We start from the raw sequence: 16,723 nt of genomic DNA, 5'->3' as shown, positions 1-16,723 counted from the left end.
CGACAGTGAATCCGACAACGTGACACGCCGACATTGCGTCGCAGGGTTCACAGCCGCCGCTACAGCACCTGACCGCGGCTATTCGTCGACCTTGGCGACCTGGACACCGCTGCGAGTGCGCCGGCGTCGATGTGAGGTTTTGCCGGTGGGGCGGCGATTCCGTAACCCGCCCCGGGGCTCCTCGGCGGTGGCGGTCTCTGCTGCCGGAGCTTCCCGGGTCGCCGACTCGGGTTCACCTCCCGGGCTTTCTATGCTTTCCGGGGGAGCTTCGACGGCCTCCTCGTCCTCCTGCGCCGCCAGCTCCGTGTTCTCGGCTTCTTCGGCGGCTTCCGGCTCAGCCTCGTCGCCCTTGGCCGTCTTCTTGCGGCGAAGGCGTCGCTGCTTGGGTTTCTTCGGCTTGAGCGGCTTCGGCGGTGGCGGCGGCAGCTCGGCGACAAACGACAGGTAGAACCCGAAGAACCCGAGCACCGCGATCGCGGCGGCAGCTCCGTAGATCCCGAACAACCACTGCCCGGCGGCATCCAGGCTGAGCCAGACCTCGCTAATCGCGGTGCCGACGATCAGCGCGCCGGCCAGCACGTGAGCCATGATCGACCAGATTCGCATTGACAGCGCCAGCTGCGGGGTGCCCAGCTCCGGCTTGCGGGTGCGCAGCAAAGTGAATACCACCGGCAGTGCGGCCAGACCGACCAACGCGCCCGTGGCAATCCGGAGCCCAGTCCCCAGCGAGTGTCCGGTGTCACCCATCAGCTCAGGCCAACGGGGCAATACGAAATAGAAGTAGAGGACGCCGGCGCCAATCGAAAACGACGCGTGCCACAGCACGGCGACCTTGCGCCCCATACCCCTCCTTAGGCTGGTGAACCGAGCCGGTGAGAAGCCGACCAGCCCACATTGTTCCCGTCCGCGTTCCCGTCCGCGCTGCGGAACACCTGGCGGAGGATGCGGGATTTGAACCCGCGAGGGCTGTTAACCCAACCCGCGTTCCAGGCGAGCGCCATAGGCCACTAGGCGAATCCTCCGCAGCATATGGTAGCCCGCTGAGTCCGTCCCGGGCGTTCCAGCCCAGGTATTAGACTCACGGTGGACCCCGCGCGGCGTCTATCCTGTGAACTCCCCCAGGGCTGGAAGGCAGCAAGGGTCAACGGGCTCTGTCGGGTGCGCGGGGTCCCCTTCAGCCGGGGCACTGACTGGACCTCGGTATACCCACGGTTTTCGACTCGGCGAAAGGGCCCACGGTGTCGTTCGACTCTCTTAGCCCCCAAGAGCTAGCGGCACTACACGCACGCCATCAGCAGGATTATGCGGCGCTTCAGGGCATGAAGCTGGCTCTGGATCTCACCCGCGGCAAACCATCCGCAGAGCAGCTCGACCTGTCGAACCAGCTGCTGAGCTTGCCCGGAGACGACTACCGCGACCCGGAGGGCACCGACACCCGCAACTATGGTGGCCAGCACGGCCTGCCGGGCCTGCGGGCTATCTTCGCCGAACTGCTCGGCATCGCAGTGCCCAACCTGATCGCGGGCAACAACTCCAGCCTGGAATTGATGCACGACATCGTCGCCTTCTCCATGTTGTATGGCGGCGTGGACTCGCCGCGGCCTTGGATTCAGGAGCAGGACGGCATCAAATTCCTGTGCCCGGTCCCCGGCTATGACCGGCACTTTGCCATCACCGAGACCATGGGCATCGAGATGATCCCGATACCCATGCTGCAGGATGGGACCGACGTCGATCTGATCGAAGAACTGGTTGCCGTCGACCCAGCCATCAAGGGGATGTGGACGGTACCGGTCTTCGGCAACCCTTCGGGCGTCACCTATTCCTGGGAAACGGTTCGCCGACTCGTCCAGATGCGGACGGCGGCACCTGACTTCCGCTTGTTCTGGGACAACGCGTATGCGGTGCATACCCTGACGCTGGATTTCCCGCGCCAGGTCGACGTGCTCGGGCTGGCCGCCAAGGCCGGCAACCCCAACCGCCCCTACGTCTTCGCGTCCACCTCGAAGATCACCTTCGCCGGCGGCGGTGTCAGCTTCTTCGGTGGATCGTTAGGCAACATCGCCTGGTATCTGCAGTACGCCGGGAAGAAGTCGATCGGCCCGGACAAGGTCAACCAGCTGCGGCATCTACGCTTCTTCGGCGACGCCGATGGGGTACGTCTACACATGTTGCGTCACCAGCAGATACTGGCGCCGAAATTCGCGTTGGTGGCCGAAGTTCTGGATCAGCGGCTAAGCGAGTCCAAGATCGCCTCCTGGACCGAGCCCAAGGGTGGCTACTTCATCAGCCTCGACGTGTTGCCCGGGACCGCGCGCCGGACCGTAGCCTTGGCTAAGGACGTTGGTATCGCGGTGACCGAGGCGGGGGCGTCGTTCCCGTATCGAAAGGATCCGGACGACAAGAACATCCGGATCGCGCCGTCGTTTCCGTCGGTACCGGACCTGCGCAACGCGGTTGACGGGTTGGCGACCTGCGCGCTGCTGGCGGCGACCGAGACATTGCTTAACCAGGGACTAGCCTCCTCGGCGCCGAACGTGCGCTGAGAGCGGGAACCCGCGCGCCGAAATCACGCCGAACGTTCACATTCGACGCTGCGAACACACTCGTCGCCTAGGGTCGGTAGCCTGCTGACGTGGCTCTCTACCGCAAGTACCGACCGGCAAGCTTCGCGGAGGTGGTGGGGCAGGAGCACGTCACCGCGCCGCTGTCGGTGGCGCTGGATGCCGGCCGGATCAACCACGCGTACCTGTTCTCTGGGCCGCGTGGCTGCGGAAAGACGTCGTCAGCGCGTATCCTGGCGCGGTCGTTGAACTGTGCGCAGGGCCCTACCGCCAACCCGTGCGGGGTCTGCGAATCCTGCGTTTCGTTGGCGCCCAACGCCCCCGGCAGCATCGACGTGGTAGAGCTGGATGCCGCCAGCCACGGCGGCGTGGACGACACCCGCGAGCTGCGGGACCGCGCGTTCTATGCGCCGGTCCAGTCACGGTACCGGGTATTTATCGTCGACGAGGCGCACATGGTGACCACCGCGGGATTCAACGCGCTGCTCAAGATCGTGGAGGAACCGCCCGAACACCTGATCTTCATATTCGCCACCACCGAACCGGAGAAGGTACTGCCGACGATTCGGTCGCGCACTCATCACTACCCGTTCCGGCTGCTGCCGCCGCGCACTATGCGGGCGTTGCTCGCGCGGATCTGCGAGCAGGAGGGCGTCGTCGTCGACGATGCGGTGTACCCGTTGGTGATCCGGGCCGGCGGAGGTTCCCCACGGGATACGCTCTCGGTGCTGGACCAATTGCTGGCTGGGGCCGCGGACACCCACGTGACCTACACCCGGGCGCTGGGGCTGCTGGGTGTCACCGACGTCGCCCTGATCGACGACGCGGTCGACGCACTGGCCGCTTGCGATGCGGCCGCATTGTTCGGGGCGATCGAATCGGTGATCGATGGCGGACATGACCCTCGGCGTTTCGCTACCGATCTGCTGGAGCGATTCCGCGACCTGATTGTGCTGCAATCGGTTCCCGACGCGGCATCTCGCGGGGTGGTGGATGCGCCCGAAGACGCGCTGGATCGGATGCGCGAGCAAGCCGCCCGGATCGGGCGGGCGACCCTGACCCGATATGCCGAGGTGGTGCAGGCCGGGCTAGGCGAGATGCGCGGTGCGACCGCGCCGCGTCTGCTGCTGGAAGTGGTTTGCGCGCGACTGCTGCTGCCCTCGGCGAGCGACGCCGAATCGGCACTGTTGCAGCGGGTCGAACGGATCGAGACCCGGTTGGACATGTCGATCCCGGCGCCGCAAGCCGTACCACGCCCGTCGGCTGCGGCTGCCGAGCCGAAACACCAGCCCGCGCGTGAACCGAGACCGGTGCTGGCCCCCACACCGGCCTCGAGCGAACCCACCGTGGCCGCGGTTCGGTCCATGTGGCCGACGGTGCGCGACAAGGTGCGCCTGCGCAGCCGTACCACCGAGGTGATGCTGGCGGGTGCCACCGTCCGTGCGCTAGAGGACAACACGCTGGTGCTGACCCACGAATCGGCGCCGCTGGCGCGGCGGCTGTCCGAACAGCGCAACGCCGATGTCCTCGCCGAGGCGCTTAAAGACGCGCTGGGAGTCAACTGGCGGGTGCGGTGTGAGACCGGTGAACCGGCTGCGGCGGCATCACCCGTCGGCGGGGGAGCGAACGTGGCGACCGCCAAGGCCGTAAACCCTGCCCCCACAGCGAATTCCACTCAGCGCGACGAAGAGGAGCACATGCTCGCCGAAGCCGGCCGTGGCGACCCGTCGCCGCGTCGCGACCCGGAAGAGGTTGCACTCGAGCTGCTGCAGAACGAGCTGGGCGCGCGCCGGATAGACAACGCCTAGGGCTGCCACCAGGGCCGCAGTGGCAAGCTGTCGTCGCCCCGGGGGTCCACCTTGGTCGCCAATACGTGATGTAGCTGCAGGTTGTTTCGTTCGAAGGCCACCCGCGAAGCCGCCATGTACAGGCCCCACACCTTGGCGGTCGGCAGACCGACCTCGGCGACCGCGTCGTCCCAGTGTTCGACGAGGTTGCCGCACCAGTCGCGCAGCGTCATCGCGTAGTGATGGCGGAAGTTCTCCTCGTGCAGCACTTCCAAGCCGACCTGCTGGATCTCGGTGGTAATACGTCCCGAGCCCGTCAGCTCCCCGTCGGGGAAAACGTAACGGTCGGTGAACCCGCCGGCAAAGGACGTCGACCTGTTGTCGTGGCGGGTGATGCAGTGATTGAGCAGCAAGCCGCCGGTGCGCAACTTCGACTTGAGAAACCCGAAGTAGAACGGGTAATTCTTGACGCCGATGTGCTCGGTTAGCCCGATCGAAGAAACGGCGTCGAAACCGGTCTCGGCTACGTCGCGGTAGTCGGAATGCCGCACCTGCGCGAGGTCGCTCAATCCCTCGTCCTCGACTGCTTTCTGGCCCCACTTGGCCTGCTCGGCCGAGAGCGTGGCGCCGATCACCCGGACACCGCGTCGGGCGGCGTAGCGCACCATGCCGCCCCAGCCGCAGCCGACGTCGAGTAGCCGGTCACCCGGCTCTAGCCGTAGCTTTTCGAAAATGAGTCGGTATTTGTTCTCTTGGGCCTGCTCCAGCGAAGCCTCAGCGTTCGGAAACACCGCGCACGTGTAGGTCATCGATGGCCCGAGCACCCACTCGTAGAAGTTGTTGGAGACGTCGTAGTGGTGATGGATAGCCTCGGCGTCACGGGTCTTGCTGTGCAGCAAGCCATTAGCCATTCGACGCCACCGGGGTCGCGCCTCCTGGGGTGGCGGCGCGATGGGCAGTATGTGCTCAACGCCGATCGAGCGCACCACATTAGCCAGCACCCGCGCCGACGGCCGTTTGAAGTCGACCCTTTCGGTCAGCGTTTTGAGCAGTTCGTACGGATCGCCGGGATGTACTCCGTGTGCCTGTAGGTCACCCGACACATAAGCGCGGGCCAGGCCGAGTTCGCCGGGAGCGGTAGCTAAGTAGGTGGCGCCGCGGGGCGTCCGAAGATCCAGGCCCAGTGTGGCGTCGTCTTGTCCCGCGGTGCTGCCGTCATACGCGGTGAACTTCAGCGGGTGTTGCCCGGTCGCGGTGAAGATCTCCAGGATCTCGGCCATGCTGAGTCTGCCCGTTGTCATCGTCGTTGCACCGCCTTTGCGTAAAGATCGAGGAGACGCGAATCGGGATCGTAGGCTTTCTTCACAGTGTTGTAAGTCTCGCCGCCGTAGAGCTCGTCGAACTCCTCGCGGGTATAGAAGGAGTCGGAGTAGAGCGACTTGTGCCCGTCGAGCGCAGTCACCTTGTTCTCGATCTTGCGGTTGGTGGCGCCCTCGGTGGCGCCAACCGGCACCGACGACCAGAACCCGATGTTGACATAGCTACGGTCAGGCCGGATCGGGTACAGCGGCCAGCCGGCGTGATCGCGTAGCCGCAACGGGCACAACCAGATTGGCGAAATGGGCACGTTTTCCCCGAACCACTCCAGAAACTCGCAGGTCCGTTCGATCGGCACTTCGATATCCTGCACCACCCGTTCACGCGCGGGACGACCCCTGCTGTTCTCGAACCGGTCGGCGATCCCGAAGCGCTGATCGAGCGCCATCAACCTCCAGTAGACACTGCTACGCCGGTAGCGCCGCGGCCACCAGCGGCGCAGCCGCGGGTTTTGGGCACCAAACGATCGTGAGCACCAGAACCAATCGGTGTCCCAGCGCCAGAAGTAATCGTGGATGGTCAACCGGTCTTCCTTGATCCCCGCCTCGTGTTGGATCGACCGGTAGTAGATGTCTTGTCCGGTGTAGTCGCTGACCGGGCCCGGTACGCTCGTCTGCATGCCGATGCACAGGTAGCTTTCGTCAGCGCTGAAAACCACCCCGTCGAGATAGTCCACCGATTCGCCGTCCAGTCCGCCGGTGTCGATGATGCGCTCCATTGCGGCCACCATCGCCGTCAACGAGCTAAATCGGATGTGCCGCAGCGCGACAAACGGCCGGACCGGCTCCAGCTGGATTCGAAGCCGGGTTGAATAGCCCAGTGTCCCATACGAGTTAGGGAATGCACGGTACAAGTCGGAGTGCTGTCCGGGCGAGACGGTGAGAAGTTCTCCTGCGCCGGTGAGGATATCCATCTCCAGCACCGACTCGTGGGGCAGGCCGTTGCGGAACGACGCCGACTCGATACCCAAGCCGGTGACCGCTCCGCCCAATGTGATCGTCCTCAGCTGCGGAACCACCAATGGTGACAGACCGTAGTGCAGTGTCGCGGCGATTAGGTCCTCGTATGTGCACATGCCGGCCACGTCGGCGGTGCGGGCCTCGGGATCGATACCGATGACACCGGTCAGTCCCGATGCGTCCAGGCCGCGTGCATCGTGTTTGACGCGGGCGCGGAACAGATTTGAGGTGGGCTTGGCAAGCCGGATGGATGCAGTCGCGGGGATGGATCGATAGCTCGCCAGCAACCGCTCGACGCCGCAGGCGTAAGCCGACTGTGCAGATCCAGGGACAGGCACCGCATATACCCTAGTCCTCGACAACTGCCCCTGCATCCGGGTGCGGGCGGTGCAGCAATCACAAACGAAGGAGTCCGGCCCTGATGGGACAGGTGAGCGCAGCCAGCACGATCTTGATCAATGCTGAGCCCACGGCCACACTCGACGCGCTGGCCGACTATGAGACCGTCCGTCCTAAAATCCTGTCCCCGCACTACAGCGAGTACCAGGTGCTCGAGGGCGGCAAGGGGCGGGGCACAGTCGCCAAGTGGCGGCTGCAGGCGACGCAGTCGCGTGTTCGCGATGTGCAGGTGAACGTGGACGTTGCCGGGCACACCGTCATCGAGAAGGACATGAATTCGTCCATGGTCACCAACTGGACGGTCGCTCCCGCCGGACCCGGTTCCAGCGTCACGGTGAAGACCACCTGGACCGGCGCGGGCGGGGTCAAGGGTTTCTTCGAGAAGACCTTTGCGCCGCTAGGGCTGAAGAAGATCCAGGCCGAGGTGCTGTCCAACCTCAAGACCGAACTCGAGGGTGACGCCTGACGACGATGCGGGCGCGGTGGGGGTGCCGCCTGTGTGCGGGGCTAACGCGCCTGGCCCTGGGTGGCCAGGAAGCCGGCGACGCCGCGAACCAGGGCGTTGGCGTATTTTTGCCTGCCCTCGGCGGACTCCATCAGCGCCGAGTCCGCGGGGTTCTTCATGTTGCCCAACTCGACCAGGATCGACGGATATTGGGCTAGGTTCAGGCCGGCCAAGTCCGAACGTCCGTACAGGCCGTCCTGGCCGATGTAGTTCGCCTTCGGAATGCCCGAGGCCTGCAGCTGGTCGCGCATGATTCGAGCGAACTGAACCGAGGGACCGGCCTGTATCGCGTTGAGCGGCGGGGCCGAGTAGTTGACGTGGAATCCGCGGCCAGACGCCGGTCCGCCGTCGGCGTGCAGGCTCACGATCGCGTTGGGGCGCAACGCGTTGGCCATATTGGCGCGCTCATCGACACACGGTCCGAGCGCGTTGTCGTTGCCACGTGACAGGGCGGTCCGAACCCCCAATGCGTTCAACGCGGCCCGCAGCCGCAGCCCGGTTTCCCAGGTGAAGGTGTGCTCCGGGTAGCCGCTGTTGGTTGACGTTCCGCTGGCCTGGCAGTTCTTGGTGCCGCCGCGACCGGTGGGTACCTGGCGGCCGATCGATGCGTCGTTGGCTCCGTTGTGTCCGGGGTCGATGAAGACGACCATGCCGGCGATGTTGGCGGGGGTTGCGCTCGCGGACGAGATGATCGGCGTCGCTGCTGCGACGAGTACCCCGACTATCATGGCGAACCCGACACGCGGGCCAACTCGTAGGTCCACGGCGCAAAGGTAACGCGGCGCGGTCTAGGCTGAATGTTCCGAATCGCCCGACAACCACAGGCGAAACCAACTCGAGACCAAGATGCTAGGGGACTGTCATGCAACCCGGAGGCGACATGTCGGCGCTGCTCGCTCAGGCGCAGCAGATGCAGCAAAAGCTCCTGGAGGCCCAGCAACAGCTGGCGAACTCTGAGGTGCACGGTCAAGCCGGTGGGGGCCTGGTCAAGGTCGTCGTCAAAGGCAGCGGGGAGGTGATCGGCGTGACGATCGACCCCAAGGTCGTCGATCCCGACGACATCGAGACCTTGCAGGACCTGATCGTCGGTGCGATGCGCGACGCGTCCCAGCAGGTGACGAAGATGGCGCAGGAACGGCTGGGTGCATTGGCCGGCGCGATGCGCCCGCCGGCACCACCGGCTGCGCCGCCGGGAGCGCCAGGTATGCCGGGTATGCCGGGTATGCCGGGTGCACCACCTGTACCAGGGATCTGACCTGCACCGACATGTTTGAGGGACCCGTCCAGGACCTGATTGACGAACTCGGCAAGTTGCCGGGGATCGGACCCAAGAGTGCGCAGCGAATCGCCTTCCACCTGTTGTCGGTAGAACCGTCGGACATCGACCGGCTGACCGGTGTGCTGGCGAAGGTTCGGGACGGCGTGCGATTCTGCGCGGTGTGTGGGAATGTCTCTGACAACGAGCGTTGCAGAATCTGCTCTGATATCCGTCGCGATGCGTCCGTGGTGTGCATTGTCGAGGAACCCAAAGACATCCAGGCCGTCGAGCGCACCCGCGAGTTCCGGGGTCGCTATCACGTCCTGGGCGGGGCGCTTGACCCGCTGTCCGGAATTGGGCCGGATCAGCTGCGGATCCGCGAACTGCTGAGCCGCATCGGGGAACGGGTCGACGACGTCGACGTCACCGAGGTCATCATCGCCACCGACCCCAACACCGAGGGCGAGGCGACGGCCACCTACCTGGTGCGAATGCTGCGCGACATCCCCGGCCTGACCGTCACACGGATCGCGTCCGGGCTGCCGATGGGCGGTGACCTGGAATTCGCCGACGAGCTCACCCTGGGCCGAGCGCTCGCCGGCCGCCGCGTGCTCGCCTGATTCGCCGACATCCGACTTTCGCCGAGATCAACGTTCTGCAGGCCGCTACTCGCACCTTGCCTGCAAAATGTTGATCTCACGGATGTCGGTGCGGAGTGCCAGCATGTCCGTCATGGGTGACGTCTTCATCGGCAGCGAGGCCATCACCGCTGGTCGCCTGACCAGGCACGAGCTGCAACGTTGGTATCAGCCGATGTTCCGCGGTGTGTACGTCTCGAGGCGCTCAGTGCCCACACTTTGGGATCGCACGGTTGGCGCCTGGCTAGCCACGAGGCGCCATGGCGTCATAGCTGGTAATGCGGCCTCTGCGCTGCATGGTGCTCAGTGGGTGGACGTCGACGTGGCCATCGAGCTGATTTCTCCCACTACCCGCCCGCAGCACGGTCTTGTCATACGTCGTGAGACCTTGTGCGACGACGAGATCACCAGGGTGGTGGGCCTGCCGGTCACCACACTGGCGCGGACGGCATACGACCTCGGCCGCCATCTGTCCCGCGGCGAAGCCGTGGCTCGTCTCGATGCCCTCATGCATGCCACCCCGTTTTCCCGCGACGACGTGCTTCTATTGGCCAAGCGTCACGCGGGCGCCCGAGGTGTCCGCCGGTTGCGTGACGTGCTGCCCCTTGTTGATGGCGGCGCCGCGTCGCCCAAGGAGACCTGGCTGCGGCTGTTGTTGATCGACGCCGGCCTGCCGGTCCCCACGACGCAAATTCCGGTGGTCCACCGCTGGCGCAACGTTGGCGTGCTCGACATGGGCTGGGAGAAATACATGGTGGCCGCCGAGTACGACGGTGATCAGCATCGCAGCGACCGCGGTCGCTACGTGAAAGACCAGCGGCGGCTCCGCAAGCTGGCCGAGTTGGGCTGGATCGTCATTCGCGTGATCGCCGAGGACAACCCCGACGACGTGGTGAACCGCGTGCGTGCCGCTCTGCTGGCCAGGGGATGGCGGCCCTAACGCCCCACCTAACGCGCGGATAGCCGTTCGCGGCGCAGCAGGTCCACCTCGGGCAAATCCAGCGGCGCCAGCTCACCAACCACCTTGCTCAGCAGCAGGTCGGCAAGCTCCGGGTTGCGGGCCAGGCACGGCCCGTGCATGTAGGTCGCGACCACGCTGCCCGCAACCGCGCCATCAAAACCGTCGCCGGCCCGGTTGCCGGCTCCCTTGACCACCGCGCCCAAGGGCGACGTTCCGGGCCCGAGGACGGTGCCGCCGCGGTGGTTCTCAAAACCGGTCAAGGGTTGGGTCAAACCGGCCAGCAACGGCTTGCTGACCAACTCGCCGATGGTGCGCGCATCCTGCGGTGACGTGGTCACATCCAGCAACCCCACGCCGTCGACCCGGTCTCCCGACGACGTCTCGTACCAGTGCCCAAGCACCTGGATGGCCGCGCAGATCGCCAATACTGGAGCACCCCGGCCCGCCGCGCGTTGCAGGCCCGGATATCGACGTAGGTGCCGGGTGGCCAGCCGCTGCGCGTAGTCCTCCGCTCCGCCCAGCGTGTAGAGGTCCAGCGAATCCGGCACCGGATCGGCCAGCGTGATCTCGACGATCTCGGCGGCGATGCCGCGCAGCAGCAGCCGCTGTCGTAGCACCACGGCGTTGCCGCCGTCGCCGTAGGTGCCCATCACGTCGGGCAGCACGAGCCCGATCCGCACCACAGAATCAGCCACGACGCGCCAATGCTCGTTGCAGCTGCAGGAACGCGGTGTAGTTGGCGACGACCTCCACCCGCCCGGGTGGGCATGAGGCGATGGCGGCCACGGTGTCGTGCACCAGGGTGTGCTCGACGCCTGCATATCCGAGGCGAACCGCCAAATCGGTGCCGCGCTCCCCAGCGGCTACCACTCGGGTCTTCTCGAAGTGCTCGAAGCGCACGTCCCACAACCAGGACAGGTCCTCGCCGTCAGGAACCCGCCCGTTGACCGCGATGACCACCCCGTCTGCATGCTTGTCGACCATCGCCAGCGCTTCCTGCCAGCCGGCCGGGTTTTTGGCCAGCAGGATCCGGGCTTGGTGCGCGCCGATACGAACGGTCCGGTAGCGTCCGGCGACCTCGTCGACCTGGCAGACGGCGGCGACGGCCACAGCCGGATCGGCGCCGAGGGCGACTGCGGCGGCCACGGCTTGGGCGGCGTTGCCGCGATTCACCGAGCCTGGCAGTGCCAGCCGCATCGGCAGCGCCAGCCCGTCGGGCCCATACAGCGTGGCGTCGTCGAACCACCAGTGCGGGGCGGGCCGCTTGAAGTCGGCGCCGGTGGAGTACCAGTGGTCTTCCTGAGAGGGGGCCTTGCGAACGATGACCTCGCCGCTGCGCGGGCAGCTGACCGAATCGTTTGACCACGCGCCGCCGGCAGCCACCCAAACGACGTTGGGGCTGTCGTAGGCGGCCGAGGTCATCAGCACGTCGTCGCAGTTGGCGACCACGACAGCGTCGGGGTGCCGGGCCAGCCCGGCCCGCAGTGTGCGTTCGATGACGTTGATCTCGCCGACCCGGTCCAGCTGGTCTCGGGAGAGGTTGAGCAAGACGACGACGGCGGGATCGACGGCATCGGAGATGTGCGGTACGTGCATCTCGTCGACTTCCAGCACCGCCAGCTCGGCGTCGCGGTGAGCGGCGAGCGCGGCTACCAGGCCGGCGTCCATGTTGGCGCCCTCGGCGTTGGTGGCCACGGCTCCCAACGTGCCCAGCGCGGCCGCGGTCATCCGTGTGGTGGTCGACTTGCCGTTGGTGCCGGTGACGACGACGGTGCGCCGGCCCATCCCGAGTTGGCGCAGGATCGAGCGGTCCAGGGTCATGGCGACCAGACCGCCGATCATCGCTCCGGCGCCGCGACCGGTGACCCGCGACGCCCAGCGTGCGCCCGCGCCGGCGGCTAGGGCCAGGCGTGCCCGGGTGGTTACCACCCGGGCAGTTTACGGGCGATCGCAAGCTCGGCGCTTGTCGCCGGGTGCGGCGGGTCGCCCGCGTTGGATTCAGGGCGATCGCAAGCTCGGCGCTTGTCGCCGGGTGCGGCGGGTCGCCCGCGTCCGGGTTTTACGGGCCGACACGATGCGTAGCGACCAGGTGATGTCGCTCGGACGTGTCATCCTCGTCTTGTGAGCCACACCTGGGGACGGCCAGCCAGCCACCAGGATCGGGGTTGGGCCGTCATCGACGTCGAGACCTCGGGCTTTCGGCCGGGCCAGGCCCGGATCATCAGCCTTGCGGTGCTCGGCCTGGACGCCGCCGGCCGACTAGAGCAATCCGTGGTCAGCCTGCTAAATCCCAAGGTGGACCCGGGCCCCACCCACGTGCACGGCCTGACCGCCGCCATGCTCGATGACCAGCCACAGTTCGCCGATATCGCCGGTGAGGTTGTCGACGTGCTGCGCGGGCGCACTCTGGTCGCGCACAATGTCGCGTTCGACTATGCGTTTCTCGCTGCGGAGGCCGAGATCGCCGAGGCCGAACTCCCGGTTGACTTCGTCATGTGCACGGTCGAGCTGGCCCGCCGGCTGCAGCTTGGCGTCGACAATCTGCGGCTGGAGACACTTGCCGCGCATTGGGGTGTGCCCCAGCAACGGCCGCACGATGCATTCGACGACGCCCGGGTATTGACCGGGATACTGGCAGCTGCCCTAGAGAGTGCGCGCGAACTCGACGTCTGGCTGCCGGTGCACCCGGTGACACGGCGCCGGTGGCCCAACGGCCGGGTGACTCACGACGAGCTGCGACCGCTGAAGGCCTTGGCAGCCCGGATGGCCTGCCCCTACCTCAACCCGGGCCGGTATGTCCAGGGCCGCCCGCTGGTCCAGGGCATGCGGGTGGGGCTGGCGGCCGAGGTAAAACGGACCCACGAGGAACTCGTCGAACGGATTCTGCACGCCGGGCTGGCCTACAGCGACGTCGTAGACCGGGATACCTCACTGGTGGTCTGCAACGCGACCGCCCCCGAACACGGCAAGGGCTATCACGCCCTGCAGCTGGGGGTTCCGGTGATGCCTGAAGCGCGATTCATGGAGTGCATCGGTGCCGTCGTCGGGGGCGCCAGCGTGGAGGACTTCACCGACGTCGCTCCCGTCGAAAAGCAGTTAGCGTTGTTCTGAAACGGCGAGCGGAACGTCACTGCGAAAAATCATGCCGCGGACCCCGACCCTAGTTCAGCGCCGTCCTAGCGTGCCGCCCGGTTGACCGCCGACACCACGGCGCGCAGCGACGCGGTGGTGATTGACGGTGCGATACCGACACCCCACACCGTCTTACTCGTCACGGGGTCCGATGCGTGCCGACCCGCTTCGCCCGGCTGCGCCGGGCTCGCGATCGTCACGGGGTCCGATGCGTGCCGACCCGCTTCGCCCGGCTGCGCCGGGCTCGCGATCGTCACGGGGTCCGATGCGTGCCGACCCGCTTCGCCCGGCTGCGCCGGGCTCGCGATCGTCACGGGGTCCGATGCGTGCCGACCCGCTTCGCCCGGCTGCGCCGGGCTCGCGATCGTCACGGGGTCCGATGCGTGCCGACCCGCTTCGCCCGGCTGCGCCGGGCTCGCGATCGTCACGGGGTCCGATGCGTGCCGACCCGCTTCGCCCGGCTGCGCCGGGCTCGCGATCGTCACGGGGTCCGATGCGTGCCGACCCGCTTCGCCCGGCTGCGCCGGGCTCGCGATCGTCACGGGGTCCGATGCGTGCCGACCCGCTTCGCCCGGCTGCGCCGGGCTCGCGATCGTCACGGGGTCCGATGCGTGCCGACCCGCTTCGCCCGGCTGCGCCGGGCTCGCGATCGTCACGGGGTCCGATGCGTGCCGACCCGCTTCGCCCGGCTGCGCCGGGCTCGCGATCGTCACGGGGTCCGATGCGTGCCGACCCGCTTCGCCCGGCTGCGCCGGGCTCGCGATCGTCACGGGGTCCGATGCGTGCCGACCCGCTTCGCCCGGCTGCGCCGGGCTCGCGATCGTCACGGGGTCCGATGCGTGCCGACCCGCTTCGCCCGGCTGCGCCGGGCTCGCGATCGTCACGGGGTCCGATGCGTGCCGACCCGCTTCGCCCGGCTGCGCCGGGCTCGCGATCGTCACGGGGTCCGATGCGTGCCGACCCGCTTCGCCCGGCTGCGCCGGGCTCGCGATCGTCACGGGGTCCGATGCGTGCCGACCCGCTTCGCCCGGCTGCGCCGGGCTCGCGATCGTCACGGGGTCCGATGCGTGCCGACCCGCTTCGCCCGGCTGCGCCGGGCTCGCGATCGTCACGGGGTCCGATGCGTGCCGACCCGCTTCGCCCGGCTGCGCCGGGCTCGCGATCGTCACGGGGTCCGATGCGTGCCGACCCGCTTCGCCCGGCTGCGCCGGGCTCGCGATCGTCACGGGGTCCGATGCGTGCCGACCCGCTTCGCCCGGCTGCGCCGGGCTCGCGATCGTCACGGAGGCCTCCACATACGCGGCGGCCTGAGCGTCGTCGCCGGCGCTCATCGCGTGCTCGTAGTAGTCCAGCACGGCCACGTCAAACCCGACATCGGCCAGCGCATGGACGAACGCGGCCAACGGACCGTTACCGGACCCGCTGATCTCGGTCTCCACGCCGTTGATCTTGACGGTCGCCGTGATGCTGGTCGTGCCCCCGTCGTCGTCGGCAGCGTCCACATGTTGCCTTATCCGCTCCAAAGGCCGCACCGGGGCCAGATACTCCTCGGCGAACGCATCCCACATCTCCTTGGGCGAGACCTCGCCACCCTCGCCTGCTGTACCCTCTGCGATCTTCTGGATTACCTGGGAAAACTCGATCTGCAGCCGCCGCGGCAGGGAAAGGCCGTGGTCGGTCTTCATGATGTAGGCCACGCCGCCCTTGCCGGACTGCGAGTTGACCCGGATCACCGCCTCGTAGGTGCGCCCGACATCGCGCGGGTCGATGGGCAGATACGGCACCTGCCACAGCATGTCGTCGACGTCACAGTCGGCGGCATCCGCATCCAGCTTCATCGCGTCTAGGCCCTTGTTGATGGCGTCCTGGTGGCTACCGGAGAACGCGGTGTACACCAGGTCGCCGCCATAGGGGTGACGTTCGTGCACCGGCAGCTGGTTGCAGTACTCCACCGTGCGCCGGATCTCGTCAATATTGGAGAAGTCGATCTGCGGGTCCACACCTCGGGAGAACAGGTTGAGTCCCAGCGTGACCAGGCACACGTTGCCGGTGCGCTCGCCGTTGCCGAACAGGCAGCCCTCGATCCGATCAGCCCCGGCCGCGAAACCCAATTCCGCTGCGGCGACGGCGGTTCCGCGGTCATTGTGCGGGTGCAGGCTCAGGATGACCGACTCCCGGTTGGCTAGGTTGCGGCTCATCCACTCGATCGAGTCGGCGTAGACATTGGGCGTCGTCATCTCCACCGTGGCGGGCAGGTTGAAGATGATCGGGCGCTCCGGCGTCGGCGCAATGACCTCGCCGACGGCGTCGCACACCTGTTTGGCGTATTCCAGTTCGGTGCCGGTGTAGGACTCCGGGGAGTACTCGAATCGCCACTGCGTGCCCGGGTATTTGGCGGCCTGCTCGACGCACTTGCGCGCCCCATCTGTCGCGATGGCCTGCACCTCAGCCCGGTTGGCGCGAAAGACCACGCGGCGCTGCAGGATTGACGTCGAGTTGTAGAAGTGCACGATGGCCCGGGGTGCGCCCGAACACGCCTGGAAGGTGCGCTCGATCAGCTCGGGACGGCATTGGGTGAGCACCTGGATGGTGACGTCGTCGGGAATGGCGCCCTGCTCGATGATCTCTCTGACGAAGTCGAAGTCGGTCTGGCTGGCCGAGGGGAACCCCACCTCAATCTCCTTGTAGCCCATCCGGACCAGCAGGTCGAACATGCGGCGCTTGCGGGCCGGGCTCATCGGGTCGATCAGCGCCTGGTTGCCATCGCGTAAGTCGACCGCGCACCACAGCGGCGCACGATCGATGACGCGATCAGGCCACGTGCGGTTTCTCAGCCGGATGGGCTCGACCTCCTCGGCGAACGGCCGGTAGCGGTTGACCGGCATCGACGAGGCTCGCTGCGGATTCCACGAGGGCTGACCGACGCGAGGTGGGCCGGCGGGTTTCACGATGGTGTGGGCCCCAAACGACTCGGTATAGGCGTCGGGCGATTCAGAAGTTGTCACGGTAGTTGCTCCGGGATGGTGAGAAGGAACCTCAGACCGGCGCATCGCGAACGTCCCGCGACGGGAAGCCGGTCTGGATCAGACCCCGTCGCGGCGTCCGAGGAGGAGCACCCGCTGCACATGAAGCACTTTACACGT

At 66.8% G+C, this 16,723-nt stretch carries 14 protein-coding genes, 1 tRNA gene and 1 other RNA gene; 8 read left to right on the top strand and 8 right to left on the bottom strand.

Features of this window, described 5'->3' with window-relative positions; translation table 11 throughout:
* Positions 1 to 78 precede the first annotated feature (78 nt).
* Positions 79 to 843, bottom strand: coding sequence for a lipid uptake coordinator LucA (gene lucA / locus FF952_RS19605; protein WP_003420421.1), 765 nt, complete (start codon positions 841 to 843; stop codon positions 79 to 81).
* Positions 844 to 933: 90 nt separating this feature from the next.
* Positions 934 to 1,022 (bottom strand) — tRNA-Ser (locus tag FF952_RS19600).
* A gap of 60 nt (positions 1,023 to 1,082) precedes the next feature.
* Here FF952_RS19600 and ffs point away from each other — a divergent pair.
* From ffs to FF952_RS19585, 3 genes are all read left to right on the top strand, one after another.
* An RNA gene (ffs, locus tag FF952_RS19595) (signal recognition particle sRNA small type) lies at positions 1,083 to 1,177 on the top strand.
* Between the two features lie 61 nt (positions 1,178 to 1,238).
* Positions 1,239 to 2,546 carry an aspartate aminotransferase type Ic gene (locus tag FF952_RS19590; protein ID WP_003905145.1) on the top strand — a complete coding sequence of 436 codons (1,308 nt, stop codon included), beginning with the start codon at positions 1,239 to 1,241 and terminating at the stop codon, positions 2,544 to 2,546.
* A gap of 89 nt (positions 2,547 to 2,635) precedes the next feature.
* Positions 2,636 to 4,372 carry a DNA polymerase III subunits gamma/tau gene (locus FF952_RS19585; RefSeq protein WP_003420417.1) on the top strand — a complete coding sequence of 579 codons (1,737 nt, stop codon included), beginning with the start codon at positions 2,636 to 2,638 and terminating at the stop codon, positions 4,370 to 4,372.
* Here FF952_RS19585 and FF952_RS19580 read toward each other — a convergent pair.
* Entirely contained in the window at positions 4,369 to 5,652 is a 1,284-nt protein-coding gene (locus FF952_RS19580) for a class I SAM-dependent methyltransferase (RefSeq protein WP_003899652.1), read from the bottom strand. The genes FF952_RS19585 and FF952_RS19580 overlap by 4 nt on opposite strands.
* Positions 5,649 to 7,061, bottom strand: a complete 1,413-nt coding sequence (locus FF952_RS19575) for an FAD-binding oxidoreductase (RefSeq protein WP_003905144.1) — start codon at positions 7,059 to 7,061, stop codon at positions 5,649 to 5,651. The genes FF952_RS19580 and FF952_RS19575 overlap by 4 nt, the downstream gene beginning before the upstream one ends.
* A gap of 47 nt (positions 7,062 to 7,108) precedes the next feature.
* Between FF952_RS19575 and FF952_RS19570 the strand changes: the two genes are divergently transcribed.
* Complete coding sequence (locus tag FF952_RS19570; protein WP_003899651.1) at positions 7,109 to 7,552, top strand: SRPBCC family protein; 444 nt, start codon at positions 7,109 to 7,111, stop codon at positions 7,550 to 7,552.
* A gap of 41 nt (positions 7,553 to 7,593) precedes the next feature.
* Here the strand turns inward: FF952_RS19570 and FF952_RS19565 are convergent, their stop codons facing one another.
* The gene (locus tag FF952_RS19565; protein WP_003912326.1) at positions 7,594 to 8,355 is read right to left on the bottom strand and encodes an Rv3717 family N-acetylmuramoyl-L-alanine amidase; all 762 of its coding nucleotides are present in this window, start codon (positions 8,353 to 8,355) and stop codon (positions 7,594 to 7,596) included.
* Between the two features lie 98 nt (positions 8,356 to 8,453).
* Between FF952_RS19565 and FF952_RS19560 the strand changes: the two genes are divergently transcribed.
* The 3 genes from FF952_RS19560 to FF952_RS19550 all read left to right on the top strand — a co-directional run bounded on the left by FF952_RS19560 (position 8,454) and on the right by FF952_RS19550 (position 10,427).
* Positions 8,454 to 8,846, top strand: a complete 393-nt coding sequence (locus tag FF952_RS19560; protein WP_003902707.1) for a YbaB/EbfC family nucleoid-associated protein — start codon at positions 8,454 to 8,456, stop codon at positions 8,844 to 8,846.
* An 11-nt stretch (positions 8,847 to 8,857) separates the two neighbouring features.
* A complete protein-coding gene (recR, locus tag FF952_RS19555) occupies positions 8,858 to 9,469 on the top strand; it encodes a recombination mediator RecR (RefSeq protein ID WP_003420407.1) in 612 nt (203 codons plus the stop codon).
* A 67-nt stretch (positions 9,470 to 9,536) separates the two neighbouring features.
* Positions 9,537 to 10,427 (top strand): type IV toxin-antitoxin system AbiEi family antitoxin, encoded by an 891-nt coding sequence (locus tag FF952_RS19550; RefSeq protein WP_031656902.1) that lies wholly within the window; start codon positions 9,537 to 9,539, stop codon positions 10,425 to 10,427.
* An 8-nt stretch (positions 10,428 to 10,435) separates the two neighbouring features.
* Here FF952_RS19550 and FF952_RS19545 read toward each other — a convergent pair whose 3' ends face one another.
* Both FF952_RS19545 and FF952_RS19540 read right to left on the bottom strand, forming a co-directional pair.
* A complete protein-coding gene (locus FF952_RS19545) occupies positions 10,436 to 11,131 on the bottom strand; it encodes a type 1 glutamine amidotransferase (RefSeq protein ID WP_003900739.1) in 696 nt (231 codons plus the stop codon).
* Between the two features lie 4 nt (positions 11,132 to 11,135).
* Positions 11,136 to 12,377, bottom strand: a complete 1,242-nt coding sequence (locus FF952_RS19540; RefSeq protein WP_003900738.1) for a Mur ligase family protein — start codon at positions 12,375 to 12,377, stop codon at positions 11,136 to 11,138.
* Positions 12,378 to 12,569: 192 nt separating this feature from the next.
* Here FF952_RS19540 and FF952_RS19535 point away from each other — a divergent pair, with 192 nt between their 5' ends.
* Positions 12,570 to 13,559: a DEDDh family exonuclease gene (locus FF952_RS19535; protein WP_003420320.1), complete on the top strand. Its 990-nt coding sequence runs from the start codon at positions 12,570 to 12,572 to the stop codon at positions 13,557 to 13,559.
* 65 nt (positions 13,560 to 13,624) lie between these two features.
* On the opposite strand, the gene leuA is transcribed toward FF952_RS19535, so the two are convergent.
* The gene (gene leuA, locus FF952_RS19530) at positions 13,625 to 16,585 is read right to left on the bottom strand and encodes a 2-isopropylmalate synthase (RefSeq protein WP_235679984.1); all 2,961 of its coding nucleotides are present in this window, start codon (positions 16,583 to 16,585) and stop codon (positions 13,625 to 13,627) included.
* Positions 16,586 to 16,723: the final 138 nt, after the last annotated feature.

This window comes from Mycobacterium tuberculosis complex sp. N0072 (assembly GCF_030323725.1).
Lineage (GTDB): Bacteria > Actinomycetota > Actinomycetes > Mycobacteriales > Mycobacteriaceae > Mycobacterium > Mycobacterium tuberculosis.
This window is presented reverse-complemented; position numbering and strand designations above follow the sequence as displayed.

Excerpts from the sequence above, each read along its gene's own strand:
- lucA (WP_003420421.1), bottom strand. The coding sequence starts at position 843 with ATGGGGCGCAAGGTCGCCGTGCTGTGGCACGCGTCGTTTTCGATTGGC.
- FF952_RS19580 (WP_003899652.1), bottom strand. The coding sequence starts at position 5,652 with ATGACAACGGGCAGACTCAGCATGGCCGAGATCCTGGAGATCTTCACC.
- FF952_RS19575 (WP_003905144.1), bottom strand. The coding sequence starts at position 7,061 with ATGCAGGGGCAGTTGTCGAGGACTAGGGTATATGCGGTGCCTGTCCCT.
- FF952_RS19570 (WP_003899651.1), top strand. The coding sequence starts at position 7,109 with ATGGGACAGGTGAGCGCAGCCAGCACGATCTTGATCAATGCTGAGCCC.
- FF952_RS19560 (WP_003902707.1), top strand. The coding sequence starts at position 8,454 with ATGCAACCCGGAGGCGACATGTCGGCGCTGCTCGCTCAGGCGCAGCAG.
- recR (WP_003420407.1), top strand. The coding sequence starts at position 8,858 with ATGTTTGAGGGACCCGTCCAGGACCTGATTGACGAACTCGGCAAGTTG.
- FF952_RS19550 (WP_031656902.1), top strand. The coding sequence starts at position 9,537 with ATGTTGATCTCACGGATGTCGGTGCGGAGTGCCAGCATGTCCGTCATG.